Origin of the sequence: Pseudomonas sivasensis, assembly GCF_021391435.1 — a bacterium.
Taxonomy (GTDB): Bacteria; Pseudomonadota; Gammaproteobacteria; order Pseudomonadales; family Pseudomonadaceae; genus Aquipseudomonas; species Aquipseudomonas sivasensis.
Genome location: NZ_CP090029.1, coordinates 3232478 through 3259137 on the forward strand (window position 1 = coordinate 3232478; position 26660 = coordinate 3259137).

Genomic DNA, 26660 nt, shown 5'->3' on the forward strand with positions numbered 1-26660 from the left:
AGGACTCATTCAGGAGGTGTGAGGGTTGGGTTCAGCAGGGTGTCGATCTCCTGGTACAGCTCCTTGTAGCGCAGGGGTTTGCTCACGTAGGCGTCGCATCCGGCGAGTCGGGCTTTTTCCCGGTCTTCCTTCATCGCCATGGCGGTGAGGGCGATCACCGGGATGTGAGCCGTGTGAGGGTCTTGCTTGAGCAGGCGAGTGGCTGCCAGGCCATCCATGCCTGGCAATTGAATGTCCATCAAAATCAGAGCCGGCTGGTGTTCGCGGGCCATGGTCAGGCCGCTCTCGGCGTCGGCGGCCCACAGCACAATGTGGCCGGCGTTGACCAGCAGTAAGCGCGCAAGACGCATGTTGGCTTCGTTGTCTTCGACAATCAGGATGTTGGCCATGTGGCCTCCACAGTAGCGGCGGCGCGATGCAGCGGCAGCCACACCACAAAGCGTGCGCCCAGGCCTTCGCGGCTGGCCACGGCAACGCTGCCGCCCTGTAGATCGGTGAGCTGCTTGACCATCGCCAGGCCCAGGCCGGTGCCTTCGAATTTGCGTGCCAGGCTGCTGTCGATCTGGCTGAACGCTTTGAACAGCTTGCCCATGTCATCCGGGGCAATCCCGATACCGCTGTCGCTGACGCTCAACTCAAGAAAGCGGCGGTGCGCGCTGGGTTGCAGGGCAAAGCCATGCACCGGCCAATCGCCGGCGACCAGCCCCACCTCATCGCGGCTGACCTCACGCACCGCCAGGGTCACGTCGCTGCCGTGGGCGCTGAACTTCACCGCATTGGCCAGCAGGTTGTAGACGATTTGCTTGGTCTTGCGCAGGTCCAGGATCAGCGTGCCCAGGTCGTCCTGGCTGTCGAGTTTGAGTTGGATGCGCTGCAGGGCGGCTTTTTCGCGCACGATCAATAGGCTGTTGGCCAATAAACCCGCCAGCTCCACCGGCTCCAGTTCCAGGTCCATCATCCCGGCCTCGACCTTGGACAGGTCAAGGATGTCGTTGATCAGCGAGAGCAAGTGCTGCCCGCTGGTGAAAATATCGCCGATGTACTCGCGCTGGACATCAGTCATGTCGCCCACCAGCCCGTCCTTCAGCGCCTCGGAAAAGCCGATCACCGCGTTCAGCGGCGTACGCAGTTCGTGGGACATGGTCGCGAGGAACTCGGACTTCATGTGGTTGGCGTGTTCCAGCTCCAGATTCTTTTCTTCCAGGGCGCGCTCAAAGCCTTTGCGCTCGGCTTCTTCCTGTTTGCGCGCAGTGTTGTCGGTACCGATCAGCAGGTAGCCGATGATCGTGTCATTGCGATTGCGCAATGCCGTCACCGAGACCATCGCCGATAGCCGACTGCCGTCCTTGCGGATATAGGTCAGCTCGTAGATGTCCTCGATGCCGCGCGAGGCCTTGAACACCAGCGCTTCGAACCCCGGGGTGATCGGCGTATCCAGTTCCTCGCTGAGGGCCGCCGCGCGGGTGATCAGCTCGGCAGGGTCGGAAATGTCAGCGGGGGTGATGCGGTTGACCACATCGACAGCGGCATAACCGAGCATGCGTTCGGCGCCGACATTGAAGATCTGGATCACGCCTTTTTCATCGGTAGCGATGCTGGAGAAATAAGCGCTATTGAAGATGGCGTCTTGCAGGGCGCCGGTCTTGAGCAGGGTTTTCTGGCGTTTGAATTCGACGATTTTTTCAGCGCGTGACTGCGGTTCGCTGGGGTGGTCGGTTGAGCTTTTATCCATCGTGGTGGGGTTCCGTGAACGTAAGGCCCGCCATCGTCAGTGGGCGAGGGCGCAGAGCATGCTCACAGAAGATCGCGATGAAGCGACGAGGAGGAGATGAGGTCCTTGGACAATAGCAGACATTATGGCGATTTGATGTCTTGGTCTATCTCTTCGGATTGGAAGGCACTCATATGAGTGCCTTTGAGGCTTGTCGCTAATGAATCGTTTCACTCATGGATAAACGACCTGCGCCAGCGCTGGTTTACCTCAGCGCAGACCGAACATGAATTCTCTTTGTGGGCAATTGCTGCTTCTGGCCTTAACGGCCATGTTGAGATTGCGCAGTTCGTTGCAAATCTGCGCGATGTTTTTCGGCGTGACGTAAAGGTTGTTGGAAAACCATAGGTGCTTGGCAGTGGGTAAGTTTTTCAGGGCTCCGCCCGCCGTGAGTATTCGCAAAACGATGGTGGAGCAGTTTTTGCGGAACAGATCGTAATGGGCGTTGGTTTTGTTCCTGATTTTGAACCATTCCGCCCGCATGTTCGCCACGTCCAGTCCGGAAACTGTATAGACCAGATGGGGAGGGCTGCCTTCGGCGCTTATGTCCGACTCCAGGAACAGGTTGCGTCCTTGCGGCTGCTTGCCTAACCACTGCGCGTCACTTTCCGGCCACCAACTCACGTAGTTGGTATTGACATGCTCGATCGCCCCCCTGTCGACATGCCGTGCCTCTCTATTTGCATACGCGTAGTAATTGCGCTCTATATTTTTTCCGATATGTGGGTCGCCGATGTACAGGGCGGCGTGGCCGACGTTTGTCTCTTGCTTAGCAAATACGGGAAACCAGATATAAACGACGGCGCTGGAAAGGGGCATGGTCTTCGATTTTTTCCGCGTGAATGAGGGGCGCGCATTCTAGTCAGGTCATCTGTCTTTGCCCCTTACCCTACGGGCATAGGGTTGTAACCAAATCCATCCTGCTACCCTCAAAATTTCACCAAACAGCTTGGTGAAACGTTTCTTCAATGACAAAAATGCCTAAGCAAGCGCTTGCGTACGAAAATGTATCTGGATTAGAGTCGGCCTCGCTTAACCACAAAAATAATAAAACCAGGAGCTCAGCCATGAGCCTTGAACCCTTGCTTGAGATGCAGGGCATCAGTAAAACCTTCAGCGGTTTGCGCGTGCTCAAAAGTGTCGGCCTGAAGGTCTACCCCGGCGAAATCCACGCCTTGATGGGGGAGAACGGCGCCGGCAAATCGACGCTGATGAAAATCCTCTCCGGCGCCTACCAGGCCGACCCCGGCGGCGAAATTCGCATCAGCGGCCAAACCATCGCCACTTACAACCCCGCCACTGCCAAAGCCCTCGGCATCGCCGTGATCTATCAAGAGCTGAGCCTGTGCCCGAACCTGAGCGTGGCCGAGAACATCTACCTGGGCCGTGAACTGCGCCGAGGCTGGACCATCGACCGCAAAGGCATGCAGGCCGGCTGCGTCGAAGTGCTGCAACGCCTGGGAGCGGAGTTCACGCCGGCAACTCAGGTCAGCAGCCTGTCGATTGCCGAGCGCCAACTGGTGGAAATCGCCCGCGCCTTGCACGCCCACGCCAAAATCCTGGTGATGGACGAACCCACTACGCCACTCTCGTCCCGCGAGACCGACCGGCTGTTCGCGCTGATCAAGCAACTGCGCAGCCAAGGGTTGGCGATCATCTATATCAGCCACCGTATGGCCGAGATCTATGAATTGTCGGACCGCGTCTCGGTGTTGCGCGATGGCCAGTACATCGGCGAACTCACCCGCGATGCGCTGTCGGCCGAGGTGCTGGTGAAGATGATGGTGGGCCGTGACTTGTCCGGCTTCTATAAGAAAGAACACGCCGCCTACAACCCCGGCAACGTGGTGATGCGCGTGCGCGACATGGCCGATGGCAAACGCGTGCGCAACTGCAGTTTCGATTTACACGCCGGTGAAGTGCTGGGCATCGCCGGACTGGTGGGGGCAGGGCGCACCGAGCTGGCGCGGCTGATCTTCGCTGCCGACCCTCGCACCAGCGGCACCCTGGAAGTGGTGGGCAAGACCGTCACCCAACTGCGCACCCCGGCGGACGCGATTCGCGCCGGCGTGGTGTACCTCACCGAAGACCGCAAGGCCCAGGGCCTGTTCCTGGATATGAGCGTGGCCGACAACATCAACGTCTGCGCCTGTGTGCCGGATGCCCATGCCGGCGGCTTGCTGGATCGCGGTCATGCGGCGCAGCGCTCGAATGACGCTATCAAGTCCCTGTCGATTCGCGTCGCGTCGGGCAAGGTCAATGTCGGCGCGTTGTCCGGCGGCAACCAGCAAAAGGTGTTGCTGGCACGGCTGTTGGAGGTCAAGCCCCATGTGCTCATCCTCGACGAACCGACGCGGGGCGTAGACATCGGCTCCAAGTCCGAGATTTACCGCATCATCAATCAACTGGCCCAGGCCGGCGTGGGCATTGTGGTGATTTCCAGCGAACTGCCGGAAATCATCGGCACCTGCGACCGGGTGCTGATCATGCGCGAAGGCCAGTTGGTGGCCGAAGTCGGCGGGGCTTCCGGCCACGCTATTTCCCAGGAACGTATTATTGACCTCGCCACCGGTGGCGATCAGGTGGTTGCCCATGGCTGATTCGATGATTGCAACAACAGGCAAGGCAGAGCGCGTGCGCGAACTGATGCGCACGGTCGGCATGTTGCCGGTGCTGATATTGCTGCTGGTGGGCTTCGCCCTGGCCAGCGAGAACTTCCTGACGGTGCAAAACCTGTCGATCATCACCCAGCAGGCCTCGGTCAACGTGGTGCTCGCGGCGGGCATGACCTTTGTGATCCTCACGGCGGGCATCGACCTGTCGGTGGGGGCGATTCTAGCCGCGTCCGCCGTGGTGGCATTGCAGGCGTCAATGTCGCCGCAGTTCGGTATGTTCGGGATTGCCGCCGGGATTGGCTTTGGCCTGTTGCTGGGGCTGGTCAACGGCGGGCTGATCGCCTTTATGCGCCTGCCGCCGTTTATCGTCACCCTCGGTGCACTCACCGCGATGCGCGGCCTCGCACGGTTGCTGGCGGATGACAAAACCGTGTTCAACCCCGACCTGCCCTTTGCGTTTATCGGCAACGATTCGATCCTTGGCGTGCCGTGGCTGGTGGTGATCGCCGTGGCAGTGGTGGCGTTGTCGTGGTTCATCCTGCGCCGCACCGTGATGGGCGTGCAGATCTACTCGGTGGGCGGCAACCCAGAAGCCGCGCGGCTGTCCGGGATCAAGGTGTGGAAAGTGCTGCTGTTTGTCTACGCCATGTCCGGTGCGTTGGCCGGGCTTGGCGCGGTGATGAGCGCCTCGCGCCTGTTTGCCGCCAATGGCCTGCAACTCGGGCAATCCTATGAGCTGGATGCGATTGCGGCGGTGATCCTCGGCGGCACCAGTTTTACCGGCGGCGTGGGCACCATTGGCGGCACGCTGATCGGTGCGCTGATTATCGCGGTGCTCACCAATGGCCTGGTGCTGCTGGGCGTGTCGGATATCTGGCAGTACATCATCAAGGGCATCGTGATCATTGGCGCCGTGGCGCTGGATCGTTATCGCCAGTCCGGTGCGCGGACCTGATTTCACTCATACAACAATCACAAGAGAGACTCCCATGAAGCTTAAACACCTGTTTCCTGTCATTGCCTTGGCCGCCCTGATGTCGCAAGCCGTGGAGGCCCGGGAGCTCAAAGCCCTTGGCATCAGTATGGGCTCGCTGGGTAACCCGTATTTCGTGACCCTGGCCGACGGCGCAACCGCCCGTGCCAAGGAGCTCAACCCCAACGTCAAGGTCACCTCGGTGTCGGCCGACTATGACCTGAGCAAGCAGTTTTCGCAGATCGATAACTTCATTTCGTCCAAGGTCGACCTCATCCTGATCAACGCCGTCGACCCGTCCGCCATGGCCTCGGCGATCAAGAAAGCCCGCGACGCCGGTATCGTCGTGGTCGCTGTGGATGTGGACGCCAAAGGCGTGAATGCCACCGTGCAGACCGACAACGTCGAAGCCGGCAAGCTCGCTTGCCAGTACCTGGTGGACAAGCTTTCGGGCAAAGGCAATGTGATTATCCAGAACGGCCCGCAAGTGACCGCTGTGACCGATCGCGTCAAAGGCTGCAAGGCTGCACTGGCCGGGGCGCCAGAGATCAAGGTGCTCTCTGACGACCAGGACGGCAAAGGCTCCCGCGAGGGCGGCTTGAACGTGATGCAGGGTTACCTGACGCGCTTCGCCAAAATTGACGGCCTGTTCGCAATCAACGACCCGCAAGCCATCGGCAGCGACCTGGCGGCCAAACAGCTCAAGCGCAGCGGCATCATCATTACCTCAGTGGACGGCGCGCCGGATATCGAGAACGCCTTGAAGACCGACACCCAGATCCAGGCGTCCGCCAGCCAGGACCCATGGGCCATGGCCCAGACTGCCGTGAACGTGGGCAATGACATTCTCAATGACAAAGCCCCGGCCGAAGCGGTTACCCTGCTGACCCCCAAACTGATCACCCGCGACAACGTCGGTACGTACAGCGGTTGGTCCAGTAAACATTGATCTATTGAGAGGAACGGCGCCGTGGTCACCATGGATGACGTGGCAAGCAGGGCGGGGGTGTCGACGTCGACCGTGTCCCACGTGTTGAACGGCACCCGCAAAGTCAGCCCGGCCACGGTGCAGGCAGTGCAGCGGGCGATCCAGGCGTTGGGGTATATCCCTAATACCCTGGCGCGCTCGCTGGCCCGCTCCAGTACCAACACCCTTGGCGTGGCGATCTCGGCGTTGTCCAACCATTACTTCAGCGAAACCGTGCACGCGATTGAAACCGAGTGCGCCAAACACGGCTACATGATGCTGTTTGTCGATACCCATGATGACCCGGAGCAGGAATTGCGGGTGGTCACGGCGCTGCATCATCGACGGGTCGATGGGATTGTCCTGGCGCCGTCCAACGGCTCGATGGCCCTGGCGTATTTGCAGGCCAACGAGATTCCAGCGGTGTTGGTGGATCGCATGATGAGTGAGCACTTCGATCAAGTCGGGGTGGAGAATGCCCAACCGACCCAGGCCCTGATTGAACACCTGATTGCCCATGGGCATCGCCGTATCGGTTTCATCGCCGGACGTGCCGGATTCAGCACCACGGATGAGCGAGTGGCGGGGTACAAAGCCGCTTTGCAAGCGGCGGGGTTGGTGTTTGATCCGCAACTGCTGGTCGACGGCGGCTCCAACACTGAGCCGGCACGCCAGGCCACCGTTCAGTTGCTGGGCTTGGCTGCGCCGCCCACGGCGATCATGGCCGGCAATAACCTGATGACCCTTGGTGCCATGCAGGCACTGCGGGAGGCGCAGATCGAGGTGCCGGGGCAAATGGCCCTGGTGGGGTTCGATGATTTCGATTGGGCGGATTTATTTGTGCCGCGTCTGAGCCTGATCGCGCAACCGGTCAAGGCCCTCGGCGCACGCGCGGTCGAGTTGCTGCTGCAGCGCATGGCTGCGCCCGGCGCGCCACCCCAGAGCGTACGACTGGCACCCACCCTGCAATTACGTAACTCCTGCGGCTGTGATTGATTGGAATAACGCACGTATGAACAGTCCTGTTTCCCTCGGAATCGACCTCGGCACTTCGGAACTCAAAGCCATCCTCATGGATACCGGCGGTGCTGTACTGGCCCATGCCGGCGTGCGCTTGAGCGTGTCACGGCGCCACAGCGGTTGGTCCGAGCAGGCTCCGGAAGATTGGTGGCAGGCGTGCCTGCAGGCCTTGGACCAATTGCGCCAGCATGAAGCGTTTGCCCGAGTGGCCTGTATCGGGCTGTCCGGGCAGATGCACGGTGCGGTTTTACTCGGGGAGGACGACCGCGTGCTGTACCCGGCGATCCTGTGGGACGACTCCCGCGCCGTGGCCGAAGCCGAACAGTTGGGGCCGACCTTTGCCGAGGTCACGGGCAGTTTGCCCATGGCCGGGCTGACTGCACCCAAGTTGCTGTGGCTGCAACAGCACGAACCTGAGGTATTTAAGGCGATTGACTGTGTGCTGTCGCCCAAGGACTACCTGCGTTTGCGGCTCAGTGGCGAGCGGATCAGCGAGATGTCCGATGCGGCGGGTACGCTGTGGCTGGACGTGGCGCAACGTGAGTGGTTCGCCCCGATGCTGCATGCAACGGGCCTCACGCCTGCGCAGATGCCCCGGTTGGTGGAAGGCGGCGCCGCGAGTGCGTGCGTGACGCTCAGTGGCCTGGGCTTGCCGACAAACGTGGTGATCGCCGGTGGTGGCGGCGATAACCCGGTGGCCGCGGTGGGTATGGGGGCGATCAATGCCGGTGATGCGTTTATCACCCTTGGTACCAGCGCGGCCTTGGTCGCGATCACCGATCACGCTGCCGGTAACCCGGCCAGCGCTGTGCACAGTTTCTGCCATGCGCTGCCCAACCGCTGGTACACCATGGGCGCCATGCTCGCCGGCGCCAGTTGCCTGCGCTGGGTCACTCGGCTCACCGGGACGGCGGATGAGCAAACGCTGTTGAATCAGGTGCAGGCGCAATTCCCGATCGGACAGCCGGTGCCGTTGGATACGCCGCTGTTTCTGCCTTACCTGGCCGGTGAGCGCACGCCCCATAACGATCCATTGTTGCGGGGTGGGTTTATGAACCTCGGTCACGACTGCAACCCCGCCATGCTCGGTTATGCAGTGATGGAGGGCGTGGGCTTTGGCCTGCTGGATGCGTTGCGCGCCGTGCAATCCGCTGGTGCCAGTGTTGGCGCCTGTGCGCTGGTGGGCGGTGGTGCGCGCAGCGAGTACTGGGCCCAACTGCTGGCCAACATCCTCCAGCGGGAAGTCCATACCCTGCACGGCAGCGAACTGAGTGCGTGCATTGGGGCGGCGAAGCTGGGGTTTCTGGCGATGGGGCAGGGCGCGGAGTTGTTGCAGGCGGGTATGCCGGTGAAGGCGCGTTATCAGCCTGATTTGGCTCAGCATGGGTTACTGGAAATGCGCTATGCCAAATTCAAGCAGTTATTGCCCGCCGCCAAGGCGCTGCGTGATTGAAGGGCTGCCTGTCGCGCATATTGAACTACAGTTAAATCTGGCGTCAGTTGCGAGTTTACTGTGCCACGGGCATTTCGCCGGCGCAGTCTCGGAGCGAGTGGAATCAGCTGCTGCAACTGGGTAATTGACTACTCAGGGAGAAGCACGATGCGCTCCGAAAAAAATCCTTCCACCCTTGCAACGTGGCAGAAAGGGGCGCTTCGCCTTGCATTACCTGCCTTGGTATTAATTGCCTTTGTGTGGGTGACTGTTGCGACCGGCACCGCCCGGGCTGACGATGCTCCCTCCCTGATCATCCTTGACAGTGGTGCCCCGAAAACCGTGCTGGGCCAGCCCGCCAGCCTGGGCCGTGGTAACGCAAAATTGTTGCTTGATACACAGCAGTGGCTGGACATTCCGTTGGACCGGAGCGTGACGGTCAGGGTCAAGAAACTTCGAGTTTCCCAGCAGTCCGGTGCCACGGTGTGGGTGGGTGAGGTGCAACCTTCCGCATCCGGGCGTCGTTACATCTCTCCCGGTACTGACCTGTCCCATGACCTGGCCATAGACCCCAAGAACCTGGCGATCCTGGTGGCCCATGATGAGCGTGTCACCGGCACCGTTATCGTGGACGGGGTCAGTTATGAAATTTTACCCATGGAGAATGGCCAGGTTGCCGTCTCGCGCAGGCAAGACGCCGACCTTCCTGACCCCCCACTTGTCGACACCCTGAACGCACGCGATGTGCAGGCAGTTGCGCGCAACGGCGACACGGTGCAGCAGCCGATACGTGTCCTGACGGTCTATAGCAACGATGTTCGCGATGCGTTGGTTGATCCCGTCGCACAAGGCATCAAGCACTTCGAGTATTTCAAGACGGTGGCCCAGCTCAGTGGGGTGACCGGGGTGTTTGAAAATGCAGGTGTGGCGCACATCGACTACAACCAGCCATCCAAGCAATGCCTGGGCGATTTGCCCTGCATGAATCGGTTGCTGAGCCCGGTCGGGACGTTAAGCAGTGATATTCGCACCCAACTAAAGGCCCATGTGGTCATCGCAATGCTGGATACCGATGGCGGCCTCGCGTCCACCGCAGGGCCTACATCGCTGAGACAGAGCCATGCCTACGCGACCATGCACAGCGCCCAGACCTACGCCCATGAAGTCGGTCATTTATTGGGCGCACACCATGAAGATGCCGGGACGCCCTATCCGTATTCCCGTGGTTATTGCCAGCGTAGCGTCTTGCCTTACTGGCACACCCTCATGGGGTATTGCGGCGGTGCCACACCGTCCTCGGTACGTATTGGTGTCTATTCCAATCCGCAATTGACGTACCAGGGATTACCCGCCGGGGTGGAGGGCGTGAATGACAATGTACGTTCCATCAACAACTGGCATTCGGTAATCGCCGGCTTTTTCCCACCTCCCGATCCAACAGGGGCGCCCATCGCCAGTGGCTTCGTGGAGTTGGGGCAAAAAGACCTGCCGTTTTCCGGTGAGCGCGCCACGCTCAATGCCAAGGCGTCACGCAATCCTGGCGTGGACGCGCTGCAATTCGAATGGTCGCAGCTTGAAGGTGCCCCGGCGGCTGTGATCGACAACAGCCAGTCGGACATGGCCGTTGCACATTTCCCTGAAGTCCAGGTGCCCACCGACTATCGCTTTCGCCTCACCGTCAGGAATGCCACGGGGGCCGTGGACACCACCGTGGCCAGCGTACGCGTGTATCCGCGCACCCTCGGGGACGCTTGCGAAAACGTGGCGCCATGGGACCCCGCGCAGGTGTATTCCGTGCCCGGCCAGCCGGTGAGCTACCAAGGCAATCTGTACCGTCTCATCGTGCCTGCGAGCGGTAGTTCTGCGCGACGTGCACCGGCCGTCTGGAGCGGATTGGTCGCGCCGATGAACTGGCGGCTGTTCAAGACCTGTGACGACGCAAGGACTTTGCAGCAGCGTCTGGCGGCGGTGGACCACTGGACAAGGGTCAACCGCGACGCGCCGGTGACTGTTGGCTTGCAGCAACAGCTGCACAATTTGTTGGCGCAACTACGCATGGACTGGCCCGTGCCGGCAGCGGCGGGGCGCCTGCGCCCGATCGAGTTCGAATCCAAAAACTGCGTGGTCAAGGACGCGGCCAACCCCCTCAGGTTGGTGGCGCAGGAGGCTTGCCATGAGCCCAATGCGGCGCGCTGGTTGCTCGATGGCAGTGGACGCCTGCACGCCATGGATACCCCGGAGCTGTGTGTGCGCAACAACGGCAATGATCAGCCAGTGACGTTGCAAGCCTGTGTCGACGACAGCACGCCCTGGGTCCGTCTCAAGGAAGCGTTCATTGACTACCAAGGGGCCGTGGGGCTGTCCCTTGCAAGCGACTTCACCGTAAACCCGTCGGTGGATTACGGTAATTTCCTGGCCAACGTGGGGGGGAGTCTGATCACCAAAACAAAAATCCCGACCAACTCCGTCACTTACACCCGCTTCGGCAACGTTGCCCAGGACGCCAGTTTGCTGCTGGCCCATGCGGGCGCGGACACCTTGAAAGTGGTCGGCCACGTGATGGACAGCGAAGGGCAGCCCGGTACCGCACCGCCCATGCCGCCGATGATTGTAATCAGCGGGCCCACCGAGGCCAGCAGTGGTGACAGCGTGCAACTGGACGGCGCGGGTTCGAGTTCCATCAACCCAGGCGCCAACCCGCTGATTTACACGTGGGAAGCACCGCCCGAACTCAGCGCACACACCGACGGTGCGCGGCTGCAATTCAACGCGCCGACGGTGACCACGCCGACGCCGTACACCTTGGCCCTTCGGGTCGATGACGGGCAGCTCCAGGCCCGTGAAGAGCATGTGGTCGTGGTGCGCAGCCAGGGACAAGGCGGGCCCGAAGGCGAGCTGAACGCTCCGGCGGAGGTGGTGGAAAAAACCACCGCGACCTTTACGGCCTTGGTCAACTCCCCCGGCAACTTGCCCTTGATGTATGACTGGCGGATCCCACCTGGGTTTACGGGCCAGGTGGGCAATACCGCGAGCGTGACCCTCACGGCACCGCCGGTCGCGGCTGACACGACGCTTGAGTTGGCCCTGGACGTACGCGACAGCAACGGCGCAACGCTGAATTTGCACAAAAACGTAATCGTCAAAAAAGATACCCAGTTGGTCGGGGGAACCATCGTCGGCGAAACGCAAGTTCCGAGCGATCAGGCCTTCACCCAGCACGTCGAAATCGGCAACCCGCACAATCGTGAACTGACCTACGTATGGACCGTAACATCGCCGCCCGAAGGCGCCTTGACGGTAATAGGCCCTAGCGATCAGCGGGAGATCACCCTCAAGGCGCCTAAGTTGATGGCTAACAAGAATGGTTACGTCAGGGTGTTGGTCCGAGATGGTGTGGGCTTCGCATCGCTGCCGAACAAAACCATCCAGATCAAGGCGTATGAATATCCTCCTTTGATCGGGCGCATGATCTTGCCTAACCATGTCAACGTGGGGGACATCTTCGAGCCCCGGGTGATCATTGATAACCCTGAAGACCGGGATCTGAGCTATCGCTGGTGGGTGAACACCGCCAGCTTCGAATTGTTGGATGCCGACCCCAAGCAGCCCATGGCCCGAGTGAAGGCGGTCAAGTCGAGTAATAACGGTGGGTTGGTGGTTCAGGCCACGGTCAGCGACGGCGGCCTTCGATCGGTGATTTACAACACGCCTCGCGTGGTTGTTGGAGAGCCGTCCGGCGCCAATCCACCCCAAGGTCAACTGAACGGCCCTCTGGAAGTCGTAAGTGGCCAAAGCATTCGTTACCAGGCCGCGTTTACCTCGCCCGTTGGCAATCCCTTGAACTACGCGTGGGTCAAAGGCTCATTGATCGGCGCCACGCCCAACAGCGCCGATCAGACCTGGACCGTGCCGCAAGTGACCACCGATCAAGTGGTCACCGTGGCGGTGACGGTTTCTGACGCGGCCCGCAACAGTGTCAAAAAAGCCGTCGCGGTGTTGGTCAAGGCCAGCGGCTCTGAGCCTGATCCAGAGCCTGATCCGCTACCGCCAGTGGGTAAAATCATCAGCGCGGACGACGTAGAAACCGGTGCATCCATCCTGTTCACCACCGACGCCGCCTCGAACCCGCCGGGCGGCGAACTGAAGTACGCGTGGTCCATTTCGCCGCCACTGGAGGGTACGCTGGTCGATGGCCCGTCGCTGACACTGCGTGCGGCCCAGGTCAGCGTGGTGACCCCGGCCACGGTGTCATTGACCGTCACAGACAGCAAGAACGCCAGCCTGAACCTGCGCAAGACGGTGAGCGTCGTACCGTCCGCCAGGCCCGTCGCCCAGATCAGTGGGCCTACCACGGTCGAAGCGGGAAAACCCCTGGCGTTGTCGGCGACCGGCTCAAGTGGGCTCTCGTTACGCTACGCATGGCAGGCAGAGGGCTTTACCCCGGCCGCTTCGGTGACAGTCAGCCCAACGTTCACCGCGCCCACCACTGCGGGCGCGCGAAGCATCGGGCTGACTGTCACCGACGCCGCCAACCGCACGGCCAGCGCCAGTCATTCGGTGATTATCAGCCCACCGGAGCAAGCCGGGGATTGCGCGCCGCCGTGGGTGGCGAGCAAAGCCTATTCGGTCAACAACGAGAAAGTCTCGTATGACCGCTACAACTATGAGGTGGCGCACTGGACGCAAAACCAACGGCCGGATTTGAACTGGGTCATCACAGGCAGCGCCAAACCTTGGCGACGGCTGGCGCCCTGCGCACCCTAGAGGGGCGGTAAACGCCGCTTTACCGGGGTTTTCTTGACGATGGCCGTGTTGGTTTCGGCATAGACGTTGAGGCGGTCAAGGAGGGTGTCGAGATGGTCCATGGTGCGTACATGCAGACGGGCGATAAAGCAGTCTTCGCCCGTCACCTTGTCGCACTCGGTGAACTCGGGGATCGCCTGGATCTGGCGTTCCACTTCCTGCAACTGGCCGGGCAGAGGACGGATGCGCACGATGGCTTGTAGCAAATAGCCAAAATGCTTGGGGTCAATGTCCACGGTGTAGTGGGTCAGCACGCCGCGTTCTTCCAGGCGACGCAAGCGTTCGCCAACGCTGGGCGAGGACAGCCCGGTAATACCCGCCAGGGCCTTGAGCGACAAACGCGAGTCGTCCATCAAGGCGGCGATCAGTTGCTGGTCGATGGTGTCAATCATGGTGTTCGCCTAATAAGAAAAGGTGATTTCCGGTGTTTGCCTTTTTTAGTCGCTGGAGCCGATCACGCGCAGATTGCCATAATTGAGCCTCACTTGAGGAGCTCCAATCATGGATACATCGATCCGTCGCGGTTCTTGGGAAATGGTCGCCGCCATGCTCATCTCGGGCACCATTGGCTGGTTTGTGCTGGTGTCGGGCGTGTCGGTGATTGAGGTGGTGTTCTGGCGCTGTGTGATCGGTGGGCTCACGTTACTGCTGGTCTGCGCGGTGCTGGGTTATCTGCGCCTGGACCTGCTCAGTTGGGCCCGGCTCGGGCTGGCGATGCTCAGCGGCGTGGCCATCGTCGGTAATTGGTTACTGTTATTTGAATCCTATTCCCGCGCATCCATCGCCATCAGTACGGCGGTGTACAACGTTCAGCCGTTTCTGTTGGTCATGCTGGCGGCGCTGTTTCTCGGTGAAAAAATCACCTTACAGAAACTGGCCTGGCTGAGTGTGGCGTTTATGGGGATGCTGGCGATTGTCACTGCCCATGGCGAGCAGCAGAGCGGTGGCGGGGACTATTTGACGGGAATCGTCCTGGCGTTGGGCGCAGCGTTTTTGTATGCCATAGCGGCATTGATCATCAAGCGCTTGAAGGACGTACCGCCGCATTTGATGGCGTTGATCCAAGTGATTACCGGTGCGCTACTACTGGCGCCGCTGGTGCCTTGGAATAGCCTGCCGCAGGCGAGTAATGCCTGGTCGGCATTGGTGGCCCTGGGCGTTGTGCATACCGGGTTGATGTATGTGTTGCTGTACGGGGCGATCCAGAAACTGCCGACGGCCATCACCGGCGCGCTGTCGTTTATCTACCCGATAGCGGCGATCGTCGTCGATTGGATTGCCTTTGGCCACCGCCTGGGTTGGCTGCAATGGCTGGGGGTGGCGGCTATTCTGCTGGCGGCTGCCGGGTTGCAGCGGGGCTGGTGGTGGCCCCGCTCCCGCAGGGTTAGTGCGTGCCCTGAAAGATGATCTTATCCGGGTTGAAATGCTCCACCACGCTGCCCGGCTGCGGCAAGCCAAGGATATGCCCCTTGATCTTGCCCACCACATGCATCTCGCACGGTTTGCAGTCGAACTTCAGCGTCAGCACTTCGTCGCCATGGATCAATTGCATCGGCGCGACCTTGGTTTTCACGCCCGTCACACCCTTGGCCTGTTTAGGGCAGAGGTTGAACGAGAAGCGCAGGCAGTGCTTGGTGATCATCACCGGTACTTCGCCGGTTTCTTCATGGGCTTCAAAGGCAGCGTCGATCATCTGGACGCCGTGACGATGATAGAAGTCGCGGGCCTTTTGGTTGTAGACGTTAGCCAGGAACGACAGGTGCGCTTCCGGGTAAACCGGCGGCGGCGTGGTCTCGGCCTTGCGTCCACCACGGGGGTGAGCCGCGACACGGGCCGCAGTCAGCGTTTCGATCACTTCGCGGCGCAATGCCTTGAGCTGCGAGTTGGGGACGAAGAACGCCTGTGGCGCGTCCAGCTCGATATTCGTCGCGTGATACTCGGTAGTCCCGAGTTGGCCAAGCAGGTCGCGCAGGGTATCCAGCGCCTGCTCCGGCTTGTTGGCCGCGCCGAACGGGCCGGGCAGGGTGACGCTGGCGCTGATGCCTTCTTCACTGGTAGCTGTGATTTCCAGCTGGTCTTCACGCAGGCGCGCGACCCACGACAGGCCGATACGGCGCTCCGCCGAGGTCTTGAGCAGCGCTTGTTGCCAGTTATGGTCCAGGTTGCGGTTCAGCGGATGGTGCGGGCGCAACTGGTGCAGACCGGCCGGCATTTCGTTCGGCTCGACGCGGTAGCGATAGCGCTTCTGGCCGTCTTCCTCGAACTCGCCCTTGGGTTCGGCGATGTTGGCGCGAAAACCCACCACTTCGCGTTTGACCAGCACGTTCAGCCCGTCACCGTTGGACAACGGCTCATGGGTGACCACTTGCAGATCGCGCTTGCCGGCTTTTTCCACCGTACCGACCGGCAGGCCGGTGAAGGTCGGCGTGTCGAAGGCGCCGATGTCGATCTTGCGGTCGCTGACGAAATAGTCGGTGCTGCCACGGTGGAAGGTTTTTTCCGGGTCAGGCAGGAAAAAGTGCACGGTGCGGCCGCTGGAAGCGCGGGCCAGGTCTGTGCGGTCTTCAAGCACGTCGTCGAGGCGCTGGCGGTAATAGGCGGTGATGTTCTTCACATAGCCCATGTCCTTGTAGCGGCCTTCGATCTTGAACGAACGCACACCGGCTTCGACGAGGGCGCGGATGTTGGCGCTCTGGTTGTTGTCTTTCATCGACAGCAGGTGCTTTTCAAAGGCCACGACGCGGCCCTGATCGTCTTTCAAGGTGTACGGCAGGCGGCAAGCCTGGGAGCAATCGCCACGGTTGGCGCTGCGGCCATTTTGCGCGTGGGAGATGTTGCACTGCCCGGAGAACGCCACGCACAGGGCGCCATGGATAAAGAACTCGATGGCGGCATCAGTCTCGTCGGCGATGGCGCGGATTTCTTGCAGGTTCAGCTCACGGGCCAAGACCAACTGCGAGAAACCGGCCTGGTCGAGAAACTTCGCGCGGGCCAGGGTGCGGATATCGGTTTGGGTGCTGGCGTGCAGCTCGATGGGCGGAATATCCAGCTCCATCACACCCAGGTCTTGCACGATCAACGCGTCAACACCGGCGTCGTAGAGCTGATGGATCAGCTTGCGCGCGGGTTCCAGTTCGTTGTCATGCAAGATCGTGTTGATCGTGGTGAAGACACGCGCATGGTAACGGTGGGCGAACTCTACCAACTGAGCGATATCGCTCACGTCATTACACGCGTTATGACGGGCGCCGAAACTTGGGCCGCCGATGTAGATGGCGTCGGCGCCATGCAGGATCGCCTCCCGCGCGATGGCGACATCGCGGGCAGGGCTGAGCAATTCCAGGTGATGCTTGGGCATGGACATAGTTTTTTTAGTCAGGCTTGTCACGGTTGAGGCGCGCATTGTAGCTGTGAAATGCCTGACCGGCATCAACTCAGGCCTGGGCGGCCATCGCGGTCACTTCCACGCGCATGCCTTCTACCGCCAATGCAGCAACGCCAACCGCCGCACGCACGGGCCAGGGCTTGGCAAAGAAGCGTTTGTAGACTTCATTAAAGGCCGCACGATCGGCCATATCCGTCAGATAAATGGTCAGGTGCATTACCCGATCCATGGAGCTGCCGGCCTTTTCCAGCGCGACTTTCAGCGCTTGCAGGGTGCATTCGCATTGCAGGGAGATATCGCCCAGCTCCAGGCTGCCGTCGGCGCGGGTCGGGATCTGGGTGGAGACCAGGATACCGTTGAAGCCAATTACGTCGGATGAGATGGAGTCAGCATCAGGATCGGGGGTGTAGGACAGGTCGTGGTTGGCCATGGGCGCCTCTCGTTGGCAGGTTGCAAAGGCGCCCATGGTCCCCGAAAACAGCCGCGCGGGCAAACCGCAATGCGCGGCTTTTTGACGCCAGAAAATAAACATTAAAACCGCGTAAAGTCGCGTATTCAGCCGCCGATAGCCAGTTACAGACAGCTTCTTCGCACGGTTGAGGGTACGTCATGTTCAATAAAGCAGTTAAAACAGAACTGGCGGCCAGGACGGCCGAAGTCACCGAATACAAAGGACTGTTTACTGCACTCGAACGCTCCATGGCCGTGGTCGAATTTGACCTCAATGGCAAGGTGTTGAGTGCTAACGACAACTTCCTGAGGACGCTGGGTTACAGCCGTGAGCAACTGCTCGGCAAATCCCATCGTGATTTCTGCTTGCCAGCGCTGACCAGCAGCTCGGCCTATGGCCAGTTCTGGGCTGACCTCAAGGCCGGAAAGTTCGTGTCAGGTACGTTTAAGCGGGTGGACTCCCAAGGCAGGACTATCTGGCTTGAGGCCAGCTACAACCCGGTGCTGGATGAGCGTGGCCAGGTGTTGAAAGTGGTCAAGTACGCGTTGGACGTCACTGCCAAGGTTGAACAGGAAGCCGCTACGCGCAGCAAACTGACGGCGTTGGACCGGGCAATGGCCGTTATCGAATTCGATTTGAACGGGCAGGTACTGGACGCCAACGACAACTTCCAGAACGTCATGGGGTATTCGTTGGCCGAGCTTAAAGGCAAACACCACCGCCTGTTTTGCGAACCGGCCCTGATCAACAGCCATGAGTACGCGGACTTTTGGCGGCGCTTGAACAATGGCGAATTCTTCACCGGGCAATTCAAACGCCTTGGTAAACATGGCCGGGTCGTGTGGCTCGAAGCGAGTTACAACCCGGTCTACGACGGCGACGGCAAGCTGATCAAGATCGTCAAGTTCGCCAGCGACATCACCGAACGTGTAGAGAAGTTCGAAGAAGACTCCCGTGGCGCCTCCCGTGCTTACCACATCTCGTCCGAGACCGAACGGTTTGCCGAGCACGGCACCCAGGTTATCCAGGAAACCGCCACGGAGATGCGCCGGATTGCCGAAAACATCGGCTCATCCGCGCGCCTGGTCGGGCAGTTGGGCGATCGTTCCGAGCAAATTACCGCCATCGTCAACACCATTCGCGGCATCGCCGACCAGACCAACCTGCTGGCGCTCAACGCCGCCATCGAGGCCGCAAGGGCCGGCGACCAAGGCCGTGGCTTTGCGGTGGTGGCCGATGAGGTCAGGCAACTGGCCGGGCGTACCAGTCGCTCCACAGCGGAAATCGCCGAGATGATCGGCATGATCCTCTCGGAAACCCGCGACGCGGTGACCAGCATGAACGCCACCCAGGAAGGCGCACAACGCGGCGTCCAGTTGGCGGACCAGGCGGGTTCGGTGATCTTGCAGATTCGCACCAGCACCAGCGATGCGGTGCAGGCGGTGAGTATGTTTGCGTCGAAGCTGGATGAGTCGGAGGTGATTCCCAAGACTGCCATAGGTTGGGTTGGCTAATCGCTGGCTTGCTGTTGATCTTGGTATCAGGCTTGCTTTTGGGGGCTCTTTTCCAAAAGTGAGCCGCCGTTACCTAGATAGTGGATAGGTACACCGAACGGCCGCTATCGCGGGCAAGCCAGCGCTCACGTTTTACGGCGGATTTTTTTGTGGGGGCGTCCTTGAGCGCTGGGCTTAGCTGAACTCAATGCGCCAAACCCTGCAGCGCGATCCCCATCGGAAACGGTGCCTGGCGGGTTGCTGCCTTCATTTGGTTGCGATAACCCAGCGGGCTGGTGCCCAGTTGTTTTTGGAAGGCACGCCGCATGCGCTCTTCACGGCCGAAACCAACCGTTTGCGCGATCCGCTTGATGGGTTCACTCGTGGTGGCCAACACCCGGCAGGCGGCTTCCAAGCGCAAACTCTCCACCGCCTGTGCGGGCGTATCGCCCGTGGCGGCGACATAGGCTCGCGCAAAGTGACGCGGGCTCATGCCGAATTGCTCGGCCAAGCGCTCCACGCGTAGATCACCGTTCAAGTTGCCCGCAATCCACGCATGCAAGCGCGCCAGGCGTACATCGGGATCAGTGCGCAGAGCGGTGGACTGGGCTTTGAGCGAAGCGCTCAACTGCGGTTGCTCGGCCGAGCGCCACAGGAACACGGTGAAATAGCGCGCCAATGACAGCGCCGCGTCGGCCCCCAGATCCTGCTCGACCAGTCCCAACGCCAAGTCGATGCCTGCGGTGGCGCCGCCGCACGTCCACAGGTTGCGGTCATGCAGGTACAACGCGTCGGTCTGGCAGATGACCTTGGGGTAACGCGCCTGCAATGCTTCGGCGAACTTCCAGTGGGTCACTACGTTGCGCCCATCGAGCAAACCGGCGGCGGCCAATGCGAAGGCGCCGGTGCCGATTGAACAGAGGCGACGGATCGCCGGGGCGCGGCCGCGCAGCCAGGCGCAGGCATGCTCGTTGGCTTCCAGGGCGTCCATGCCGGGGCCGCCCGCGACGATCAGCGTATCAATGTCGGGCGCTTGTTGATCAATTTGTTCCAGTGACTGGGTGCTGGCGCTGATCCCCGACACCGAGCTGACCTGGCCTCCAAACGGTGAGGCAAGCAGCAACCGATACGGCGCCTGTGTGGCAAACGCGCCGCCCAGCAGGCGTGGAATCGCGGCAAACACCTCCAGCGGTCCAGCGGCGTTGAGCAGCAGCAAGTCATCGAACGCTAGCACCACCACCGTACGCACAGCGATGCCCGACGTGGCAGTAAAGGAGGGGTGTTTGGCATGGAGCGGCACGGCGAGCCTCGACATACTGGATTCAACGCAAAAATGAGGGAAAGACAATGACGTTAAAACCGGGTGCTGCCAAGTACGCTGTACGACAACGCTTGGTCGGGCTGGTGTGCTGGGCTGCGTTGTTGATCGCGCAACCGGTGTCGGCTGCGCTGCATGTGGGTGACCAAAGCGGTTTGACCCAAGCCATGCTGCACGCGGCGGGGGAGGATGCGGGGCTGTCGGGAACGTTGGTGTGGCATCCATTCACCGCAGGTACCACGCTGCTGGAAGCCCTGAGCGCCGGAGCCATCGACCTGGGTGTGGTCGGCAACGCGCCGCCGGTTTTTGCCCAGGCTGGCGGTTTTGATGTCCGCATCATTGGCGTGGCGAGCGGGGCGCAGAACAATAACGCGCTGGTGTTACCTGAGGGGACCACTGTCCAGCGAGTCGCCGATCTCAAGGGCAAACGGGTCGCCGTCGCCAAAGGCACCAGCGGGCATTACCTGCTCCTGGCAGCGCTGCATCAGGCCGGGCTCACAACGCGGGACCTGAACATGATCTATGCCAGCCCCGTCGATGCACAAAACGCCTTTGCCAGTGGCCGGCTCGATGCCTGGGCAGTGTGGTATCCCTTTGTTGGCCAAGCCACTTCGCGAGGCGCGCGGGTACTGCTGGACGGCAGCGAATGGCCGGAAACCGGGCAGAATTTTACGGTGGCCAGCCTCAAGGCTCTGGCCGACCCTGAGCGTACGGCGCAGGCCGGTGACTTGCTGGCCAGGCTCGCCCGCGCCCAAGCCTGGGCCACGGCGCATCCGGATGCCTGGGCCGAGGTGTTTGCCCAGACCACGCGGCTGCCAATCGCTCTGGTGCGCGACATGCTCGCCCATCAAACCTTGCAGTACGTGCCGATTGATCCTGCCGTCATCGCCTTGCAACAGCGTCTGGCGGACCTGTTCGCCGCCGAGCGGGTGATCCCCCGTGCGCTGGACGTCGGGCAAATCTTCGACCCGCGCTTCAACAGCCTTTTACCGCCCCCCCACTGATTCGCTTATTTCTGACCTTGTCGACGTAGCCTCGGCAGGGATTCCTGCACCCGGAGAAATCTCATGCACAGCACCACCCTCAAACGCCAGAAGACCGGCCTTATCACTGTCGACCACGCCCGCAGCGCGGGTGGCTACACCTTGTTCGCACCGCAAACCGCCGAGGGCAATGTGTTCCTGATCGACATCGACGGCGAGGTCGTGCACCGCTGGAAGCTCCCTCAGCGCCCCGGCCGCGACGCTGTGATCCTGGGCAACGGCAACCTGGGCTACAACGGCAATCACCCGGATTCCCCGGAGCTGTTTCCCGGTTGGTCGGTGTGGCACGGCGGTGCCTTCAGCGAGGTCACCCCCCAAGGCGAGGTGGTGTGGGAATACACCGATTTGCTGCACCATCACGACGCTCAATGGCTGGACAACGGCCACCTGCTGTACACCACGGTGGAGCCCTTGAGTGCGGAGTTGGCCAGCCGAGTGGTCGGCGGCATTCCCGGCAGCGAGGCGGCGGGTGGCGTGATTTATGCGGACGTGGTCAAGGAGGTTGACCGCCAAGGGCAGGTGGTCTGGGAGTGGCGCAGTTGGGAGCATTTGCGGCCCGAGGATTACCCGCTGCACGACACATTCGAGCGTTACCACTGGCCGATGACCAACGCGGTCTCGCCGGGCAGTGACGGTAAGGTCATTCTCAGTTTGCGCAGTGTCTCTTCGGTGATTGCAATCCAGCGTGGCAGTGGCGAAGTGTTGTGGCGCCTGGGGCACGATCTGGTCGCGCAACAGCATTGCTCGACTGAGCTGGAAAACGGCAATGTGCTGGTGTTCGACAACGGCATTTCACGCCCACATGTGAGCATGCCGCACTCGCGCATCCTGGAGATCGACCCGCACACACAGCGTATCGAATGGCAGTACGCGGACACGCCGGGTTATGCCTTCTTCACGCCATTCATGGGCGGCGCCCAGCGTCTGCACAATGGCAACACGCTGGTGACCGAAGCCAACTTTGGCCGTCTGTTCGAAGTCACGCCAGCCGGCGAAGTGGTGTGGGAGTACATCAATCCGCACTTCGCCGCCTATCCCGATGCAGCCTCCCGGCGTTACCTGCCGGGAGAAAACAACGCGATCTTCCGTGCGCACCGTTACCAGCGCGAGGACATTGCCTGGCTGTGAGGGGAGAGGATTACTCTTTGACGTCCATGAACTCTTCAGCCCACGCCACGTAGTTTTCCGGGAGCGTGTAAGTGTGCGTCAGTTCGGTCGCGCTGAGATTAGAGGTGCTATGGGTTAATTGGCGCTGGGCACGCAAGCTGTCGTAAGTGGCTTTGATCGCCGCGAAATAGGCGCCATGCCCGGCAACCACCACGCGCACGCCCAGGCTCGCGAGGCGCTGGGCGTCGTTGAGCTTGGGATTGCCGTAGGTCACCAGCATCAGTGGAACGGTGAGGTTTTCTGCGATTTTTTCCAGATGCTCGAAGTCACTCACGCCCACCATGCAGATCCCATCCGCACCGGCTTTTTGATAGGCCAGGGTGCGCTCGATCACCGCTTCGGTGGGCAACACACCCGCATTGGTCCGAGCGATGATTGAGAGTTCAGGATCGACACGGGCTTCCAGGGCGGCGCGGACTTTGCCAATGCCTTCCTCGATGGAAATCAGGTCGGTGGATTTGCGCCCGAATTGCGCCGGCAGCAGGGTGTCTTCAATCGTTAATGCGGCCACGCCGGCGCGCTCAAGCTCTTCGACGGTGCGCATCACGTTGAGGGCATTGCCGTAACCGTGGTCGGCGTCGGCGATAAACGGCAGTTGAGCGACACGCCCAATGCGCGTGGCCTGCTCAACGAACTCACTCAGCGTGATCAACGCAAAATCGGGCGCCGCCAATACCTGCAACGACGCGACTGACCCTCCCAGGATACCCACCTCAAACCCCAGGTCCGCCGCGATACGGGCGGACATGGGGTCAAATACGGAAGCAGTTTCAACGCAGCTCGGCTTGGCAAGCAATTCGCGGAAGTCACGGCGCAGCGTCGAGTGAGATTTTTTGGGCATGTTCTTTCCTGGCTCTGATCGTCATGTGACGACATATGTCTATTCGTGGTCGCGCGAGATTACCATGCAGGCAGGCCGGGGATTATGACGTTTGAGCATGGGGTATGCGCCAAACAGATGTTGCACGCTGGCATTAAAATGCGTAGGTGGCATTATTATAGAATTACGTTATGCGTTATCAGTATTTTACAGGTGGCTGGATGGGCCTCATCGTATGAGGCAGATTATTCCTGTGAACACTACCGAGACCGCACGCGCGGATCGACTTGATCTGCCTGACAAGGCATCTGGAGACGAACGTGCGTTACCTTTCAAAACTGGCGGCCGGGTTAGCCGCCGCACTGCTGAGCCTGACCGCGAACGCGCAAACGCTGGTGGTCGGCGACCAAAGCTACAACGCCCAAGCCGTCATGGAAGCGGCGGGGGTGCTGGACGATCTTCCCTATACCCTTGAATGGAAGCAATTCACCGCCGGGTCTCCGGTTGCCGAAGCGCTCAACGTCGGCAGCCTCGACATCGGCCTGCTGGGGGATGCGCCTGTGTTGTTCCTGGGCGCATTGGGCGCGCCGATCAAGGTGATTGCCGTCAGTCGGCAAAATCTCGATGGCGTGGCGATTCTGGTTGCGAAGGATTCGCCGATCAAGAGTCTCGCGGACCTTGCAGGCAAGCGCGCGGCCATCTGGAAAGGCTCCTGGAGTCAGCAGTTGTTGCTGACGGCGCTGGACAAAGCCGGCGTGCAGCGCGACGCCCTGGAGTTGCGTTACCTGAGCGCGTTGGATGCCTCCCATGCGCTGGAAGGCGGCTCGGTTGACGTCATCGCGACCTGGGAACCCTATGTGACACAGCAGGAACGTCAAGGCGCGCGGGTGCTGGCCACGGCGCAAGGGCTGATTCCAGCCCAGAGTTTCATTGCCGCCAACGCCAGTGCTGTGGACGCCAAACGGGCGCCCATCAGTGATTTTCTCCAGCGCCTGAAGAAAGCACGCGACTGGGCTCGCCAGGCGCCGGCCAACACAGACGCCTATGCCGACGCGTGGGCCAAACGTACCCGCGCGGATGCTGAAATCGCCCGTGCCTGGTTTGCCCGCGCGCGCACCACCGTCGAGCCCGTAACGGTCCAATCTCCCGTCGAAGCGCAAAAGACCGTGGACTTTTTTGCCGGCCAGGGGCTGGTCAAGTCTTTTCCGGCTGCCAGCTTGTTTGATGACTCGTTCGCGGCGTCTTTACAGCCCGCCGTCGCTACTAAACAGCCGTGAACGCCTCAAGGAATCCTCTGCAAATGACCAAACGACAGCTCAAACTGGGTGCCTTGACCATGGGCAGCGGCGGTCCAGGCCGACACAACCTGTGGCTCGACCCTCAATTGCCGGTCGATGCGAGCGTCAACGTCGACTGGTATATCGACATCGCGCGCCAAGCCGAGGCGGCGCTGTTCGACTTGATATTTATCGTCGACAGCCAGTTCATTACGCCGGGCTCACCGTCCCATTACCTGAATCGACTGGAACCGCTGACGCTGTTATCGGCGCTCGCCGTGAGCACTCGACACATTGGCCTGGTGGGCACGCTGACTACCTCTTATAACTCGCCGTATAACGTCGCGCGGCGCCTGGCGTCACTGGACCTGATCAGCAAAGGCCGTGCGGGTTGGAATGTGGTCACCAGCGGCGACGCCGGCACGGCGGGCAATTACAGCCGCGACGAACATTACGACTACGACACACGCTACGGCCGCGCGGCTGAACACGTCCAGGTGGTGCAGGGGTTGTGGAACTCCTACGAGGACGATGCATTCGTGCGGGACCGGGCGACCGGCCAGTTTCTCGATCCGAGCAAACTGCATAGCCTGAATCACCAGGGCGAACACTTTTCGGTGGTCGGCCCGTTGAATATCCAACGTTCAGCGCAAGGCCAACCGGTGATCTTCCAGGCCGGTGATTCGCAGCAGGGGCGCGACCTGGGGGCTGCGACGGCGGATGTGATCTTCACCCATGCCGCCAGTATCGAGCAGGGCCAGGCTTTTTATCAGGATATAAAGGGTAGGGCGGCGCAACAGGGGCGCGACCCGGAGCAATTGCTGGTCATGCCGGGCGCTGAAATTTATGTTGGCGACACTGACGAGCACGCTCGGGAAATCGAGCAGCACTATCATCAGACCGATCACAGCTTTGAGCTCGCCCTGAAGGAGTTCGGGCGCAATTTCGGCTGGCATGATTTCAGCCAGTACGACCTCGATGCACCGTTTCCCCAGCAAAGCCTGGAGGCTGCGCGCAGCAGCTTCTTTACCGCTGCCAAACGCATTGCAGACCAAGCGCGCGAGAAAGGCTTCACGCTGCGCCAGGCCGTAGAGTTCGGCCGACAAGTGCGTCCCGGTGCATTTGTGGGTACGGCTGAAACCGTCGCGCAGAAAATGACCGAATGGTTCGAGGCGCGGGCCGTGGATGGGTTCAATATCTACATCGGGCACCCCGAGCAATTCCATCGTTTCACCCAGGAAGTCATACCGTTGTTGCAGGCGCGTGGTGTCTACCGCACCGCGTATGAAGGGACAACCTTGCGTGAAAGCCTGGGATTGGAGATCCCCCGGTTTGAGCGTCGCGGGTCGACGTTTACGGTGGACCCAGCAACCGGGTTAGAGTGGTCATCCGTTACCCGTTGATATGTGAAAAATGAAGCGTGCGTTGTTTGTTTCTCTGGATGGTCCCAAGGGCGTCGGCAAGACCACACTGTTGGAGGCCGTGACGAAAGCCCTGAGGGTCGACAACCACACAGTGATCCGACTGAGCGAGAAAAAAAGCGATCCCTACAGGGCTGAAACCATGGCCCTGGTTAATCAATTCGTCAGAAACCCCAGCAGGGAGTTGGAGCTGACGGTGTGCGAGCGCTTTGCTGATAGCCGCCGGTGGATTTCCCAACAGGTGCTGCCGGAACAGCCGCCGGGCAGCATCATCCTGATGGATCGCTGGTACCCGTCAGAAGCGGCGTTTCGCCGGCTGGTGCCGTTTGCAGAGATTCTCCAGCTGAACCGTGACCGCAACGTGCAAGTGCCAGACCTGCACGTTGGGGTTGTCACCGCGCCTGAGATTTCATGGGCGCGAGCGGCAGCACGAACGCGCGGGTTGAGCAGTACGGTCATGCATGCGCTGGAAGAACATGTTGCTAGCACCGAGGCGTTTGAGCAGGCGGCTGCCGATCATGGCTGGGTGCTCTGCCGCAATGAAGGAACGATCGAAGAGGCAACCATGCAGGTGGTTGCTCATATCCAAAGAGTCCTTCGTGATGTTTCGCCTCTAACAAATCAGGGTTAAGGCACTCGCTATCGGATATCAGCCAGACAGTGACGATTCCCTCAGGCATCCAGCAACAGCCTTTAAAAAATGC

The 26660-nt window shown here is 60.7% G+C and carries 21 protein-coding genes; 13 read left to right on the plus strand and 8 right to left on the minus strand.

Going from position 1 to position 26660, the window contains the following annotated elements; translation table 11 throughout:
• Positions 1–5 precede the first annotated feature (5 nt).
• The 3 genes from LRO94_RS14515 to LRO94_RS14525 form a co-directional block, all read right to left on the minus strand.
• Positions 6–389: a response regulator gene (locus tag LRO94_RS14515; protein ID WP_032887385.1), complete on the minus strand. Its 384-nt coding sequence runs from the start codon at positions 387–389 to the stop codon at positions 6–8.
• Positions 374–1732 carry a sensor histidine kinase gene (locus LRO94_RS14520; protein ID WP_032887384.1) on the minus strand — a complete coding sequence of 453 codons (1359 nt, stop codon included), beginning with the start codon at positions 1730–1732 and terminating at the stop codon, positions 374–376. The genes LRO94_RS14515 and LRO94_RS14520 overlap by 16 nt, the downstream gene beginning before the upstream one ends.
• Before the next feature lie 249 nt (positions 1733–1981).
• The gene (locus LRO94_RS14525) at positions 1982–2590 is read right to left on the minus strand and encodes a hypothetical protein (protein WP_233896796.1); all 609 of its coding nucleotides are present in this window, start codon (positions 2588–2590) and stop codon (positions 1982–1984) included.
• Between the two features lie 248 nt (positions 2591–2838).
• On the opposite strand from LRO94_RS14525, the gene LRO94_RS14530 reads away from it, so the two are divergent.
• From LRO94_RS14530 to LRO94_RS14555, 6 genes are all read left to right on the plus strand, one after another.
• Positions 2839–4371: a sugar ABC transporter ATP-binding protein gene (locus tag LRO94_RS14530; protein WP_122681016.1), complete on the plus strand. Its 1533-nt coding sequence runs from the start codon at positions 2839–2841 to the stop codon at positions 4369–4371.
• Entirely contained in the window at positions 4364–5341 is a 978-nt protein-coding gene (locus tag LRO94_RS14535) for an ABC transporter permease subunit (RefSeq protein ID WP_032887379.1), read from the plus strand. Before LRO94_RS14530 ends, LRO94_RS14535 begins: the two co-directional genes overlap by 8 nt.
• 34 nt (positions 5342–5375) lie before the next feature.
• Complete coding sequence (locus LRO94_RS14540; RefSeq protein WP_032887376.1) at positions 5376–6308, plus strand: ABC transporter substrate-binding protein; 933 nt, start codon at positions 5376–5378, stop codon at positions 6306–6308.
• A 21-nt stretch (positions 6309–6329) separates the two neighbouring features.
• A complete protein-coding gene (locus LRO94_RS14545) occupies positions 6330–7322 on the plus strand; it encodes a LacI family DNA-binding transcriptional regulator (protein ID WP_099602468.1) in 993 nt (330 codons plus the stop codon).
• Positions 7323–7338: 16 nt separating this feature from the next.
• Positions 7339–8799 carry a xylulokinase gene (gene xylB / locus LRO94_RS14550; RefSeq protein ID WP_179178987.1) on the plus strand — a complete coding sequence of 487 codons (1461 nt, stop codon included), beginning with the start codon at positions 7339–7341 and terminating at the stop codon, positions 8797–8799.
• A 147-nt stretch (positions 8800–8946) separates the two neighbouring features.
• The gene (locus tag LRO94_RS14555; RefSeq protein ID WP_179178986.1) at positions 8947–13542 is read left to right on the plus strand and encodes a hypothetical protein; all 4596 of its coding nucleotides are present in this window, start codon (positions 8947–8949) and stop codon (positions 13540–13542) included.
• On the opposite strand, the gene LRO94_RS14560 is transcribed toward LRO94_RS14555, so the two are convergent.
• A complete protein-coding gene (locus tag LRO94_RS14560) occupies positions 13539–13973 on the minus strand; it encodes an Lrp/AsnC family transcriptional regulator (RefSeq protein WP_179178985.1) in 435 nt (144 codons plus the stop codon). The genes LRO94_RS14555 and LRO94_RS14560 overlap by 4 nt on opposite strands.
• A gap of 109 nt (positions 13974–14082) precedes the next feature.
• Here LRO94_RS14560 and LRO94_RS14565 point away from each other — a divergent pair, with 109 nt between their 5' ends.
• A complete protein-coding gene (locus LRO94_RS14565; protein WP_179178984.1) occupies positions 14083–14988 on the plus strand; it encodes a DMT family transporter in 906 nt (301 codons plus the stop codon).
• Here LRO94_RS14565 and LRO94_RS14570 read toward each other — a convergent pair.
• Together LRO94_RS14570 and LRO94_RS14575 are read right to left on the minus strand one after the other, a co-directional pair.
• Complete coding sequence (locus LRO94_RS14570) at positions 14966–16945, minus strand: peptidase U32 family protein (RefSeq protein WP_032887361.1); 1980 nt, start codon at positions 16943–16945, stop codon at positions 14966–14968. The two genes, LRO94_RS14565 and LRO94_RS14570, sit on opposite strands and share 23 nt — an antisense overlap.
• 70 nt (positions 16946–17015) lie before the next feature.
• On the minus strand, positions 17016–17396 hold the full coding sequence (locus LRO94_RS14575) for a RidA family protein (protein ID WP_032887358.1): 381 nt from the start codon (positions 17394–17396) through the stop codon (positions 17016–17018).
• A gap of 179 nt (positions 17397–17575) precedes the next feature.
• On the opposite strand from LRO94_RS14575, the gene LRO94_RS27935 reads away from it, so the two are divergent.
• Positions 17576–18931 carry a methyl-accepting chemotaxis protein gene (locus LRO94_RS27935; RefSeq protein ID WP_095184780.1) on the plus strand — a complete coding sequence of 452 codons (1356 nt, stop codon included), beginning with the start codon at positions 17576–17578 and terminating at the stop codon, positions 18929–18931.
• Between the two features lie 184 nt (positions 18932–19115).
• On the opposite strand, the gene LRO94_RS14590 is transcribed toward LRO94_RS27935, so the two are convergent.
• Positions 19116–20225 (minus strand): GlxA family transcriptional regulator, encoded by a 1110-nt coding sequence (locus tag LRO94_RS14590; protein ID WP_122757309.1) that lies wholly within the window; start codon positions 20223–20225, stop codon positions 19116–19118.
• A 32-nt stretch (positions 20226–20257) separates the two neighbouring features.
• Here LRO94_RS14590 and LRO94_RS14595 point away from each other — a divergent pair, with 32 nt between their 5' ends.
• Together LRO94_RS14595 and LRO94_RS14600 are read left to right on the plus strand one after the other, a co-directional pair.
• A complete protein-coding gene (locus LRO94_RS14595) occupies positions 20258–21232 on the plus strand; it encodes an ABC transporter substrate-binding protein (RefSeq protein WP_179178983.1) in 975 nt (324 codons plus the stop codon).
• 63 nt (positions 21233–21295) lie between these two features.
• Entirely contained in the window at positions 21296–22399 is a 1104-nt protein-coding gene (locus LRO94_RS14600) for an aryl-sulfate sulfotransferase (RefSeq protein ID WP_179178982.1), read from the plus strand.
• 10 nt (positions 22400–22409) lie between these two features.
• On the opposite strand, the gene LRO94_RS14605 is transcribed toward LRO94_RS14600, so the two are convergent.
• Complete coding sequence (locus tag LRO94_RS14605; RefSeq protein ID WP_032887345.1) at positions 22410–23279, minus strand: isocitrate lyase/PEP mutase family protein; 870 nt, start codon at positions 23277–23279, stop codon at positions 22410–22412.
• Between the two features lie 299 nt (positions 23280–23578).
• Between LRO94_RS14605 and LRO94_RS14610 the strand changes: the two genes are divergently transcribed.
• From LRO94_RS14610 to LRO94_RS14620, 3 genes are read left to right on the plus strand one after another with little or no spacing between them, the layout of a single operon-like run.
• Positions 23579–24535 (plus strand): ABC transporter substrate-binding protein, encoded by a 957-nt coding sequence (locus tag LRO94_RS14610; RefSeq protein WP_179178981.1) that lies wholly within the window; start codon positions 23579–23581, stop codon positions 24533–24535.
• Between the two features lie 23 nt (positions 24536–24558).
• Complete coding sequence (locus LRO94_RS14615) at positions 24559–25938, plus strand: LLM class flavin-dependent oxidoreductase (protein WP_179178980.1); 1380 nt, start codon at positions 24559–24561, stop codon at positions 25936–25938.
• A gap of 10 nt (positions 25939–25948) precedes the next feature.
• Entirely contained in the window at positions 25949–26587 is a 639-nt protein-coding gene (locus tag LRO94_RS14620) for a dTMP kinase (protein ID WP_179178979.1), read from the plus strand.
• The last annotated feature ends 73 nt before the right edge of the window (positions 26588–26660 follow it).

What these genes read in the sequence shown, in the direction of transcription:
- LRO94_RS14515 (WP_032887385.1), bottom strand. Translation starts at nt 389, where the DNA reads ATGGCCAACATCCTGATTGTCGAAGACAACGAAGCCAACATGCGTCTT.
- LRO94_RS14520 (WP_032887384.1), bottom strand. Translation starts at nt 1,732, where the DNA reads ATGGATAAAAGCTCAACCGACCACCCCAGCGAACCGCAGTCACGCGCT.
- LRO94_RS14525 (WP_233896796.1), bottom strand. Translation starts at nt 2,590, where the DNA reads ATGCCCCTTTCCAGCGCCGTCGTTTATATCTGGTTTCCCGTATTTGCT.
- LRO94_RS14530 (WP_122681016.1), top strand. Translation starts at nt 2,839, where the DNA reads ATGAGCCTTGAACCCTTGCTTGAGATGCAGGGCATCAGTAAAACCTTC.
- LRO94_RS14535 (WP_032887379.1), top strand. Translation starts at nt 4,364, where the DNA reads ATGGCTGATTCGATGATTGCAACAACAGGCAAGGCAGAGCGCGTGCGC.
- LRO94_RS14540 (WP_032887376.1), top strand. Translation starts at nt 5,376, where the DNA reads ATGAAGCTTAAACACCTGTTTCCTGTCATTGCCTTGGCCGCCCTGATG.
- xylB (WP_179178987.1), top strand. Translation starts at nt 7,339, where the DNA reads ATGAACAGTCCTGTTTCCCTCGGAATCGACCTCGGCACTTCGGAACTC.
- LRO94_RS14555 (WP_179178986.1), top strand. Translation starts at nt 8,947, where the DNA reads ATGCGCTCCGAAAAAAATCCTTCCACCCTTGCAACGTGGCAGAAAGGG.
- LRO94_RS14560 (WP_179178985.1), bottom strand. Translation starts at nt 13,973, where the DNA reads ATGATTGACACCATCGACCAGCAACTGATCGCCGCCTTGATGGACGAC.
- LRO94_RS14565 (WP_179178984.1), top strand. Translation starts at nt 14,083, where the DNA reads ATGGATACATCGATCCGTCGCGGTTCTTGGGAAATGGTCGCCGCCATG.
- LRO94_RS14570 (WP_032887361.1), bottom strand. Translation starts at nt 16,945, where the DNA reads ATGTCCATGCCCAAGCATCACCTGGAATTGCTCAGCCCTGCCCGCGAT.
- LRO94_RS14575 (WP_032887358.1), bottom strand. Translation starts at nt 17,396, where the DNA reads ATGGCCAACCACGACCTGTCCTACACCCCCGATCCTGATGCTGACTCC.
- LRO94_RS27935 (WP_095184780.1), top strand. Translation starts at nt 17,576, where the DNA reads ATGTTCAATAAAGCAGTTAAAACAGAACTGGCGGCCAGGACGGCCGAA.
- LRO94_RS14590 (WP_122757309.1), bottom strand. Translation starts at nt 20,225, where the DNA reads ATGTCGAGGCTCGCCGTGCCGCTCCATGCCAAACACCCCTCCTTTACT.
- LRO94_RS14595 (WP_179178983.1), top strand. Translation starts at nt 20,258, where the DNA reads ATGACGTTAAAACCGGGTGCTGCCAAGTACGCTGTACGACAACGCTTG.
- LRO94_RS14600 (WP_179178982.1), top strand. Translation starts at nt 21,296, where the DNA reads ATGCACAGCACCACCCTCAAACGCCAGAAGACCGGCCTTATCACTGTC.
- LRO94_RS14605 (WP_032887345.1), bottom strand. Translation starts at nt 23,279, where the DNA reads ATGCCCAAAAAATCTCACTCGACGCTGCGCCGTGACTTCCGCGAATTG.
- LRO94_RS14615 (WP_179178980.1), top strand. Translation starts at nt 24,559, where the DNA reads ATGACCAAACGACAGCTCAAACTGGGTGCCTTGACCATGGGCAGCGGC.
- LRO94_RS14620 (WP_179178979.1), top strand. Translation starts at nt 25,949, where the DNA reads ATGAAGCGTGCGTTGTTTGTTTCTCTGGATGGTCCCAAGGGCGTCGGC.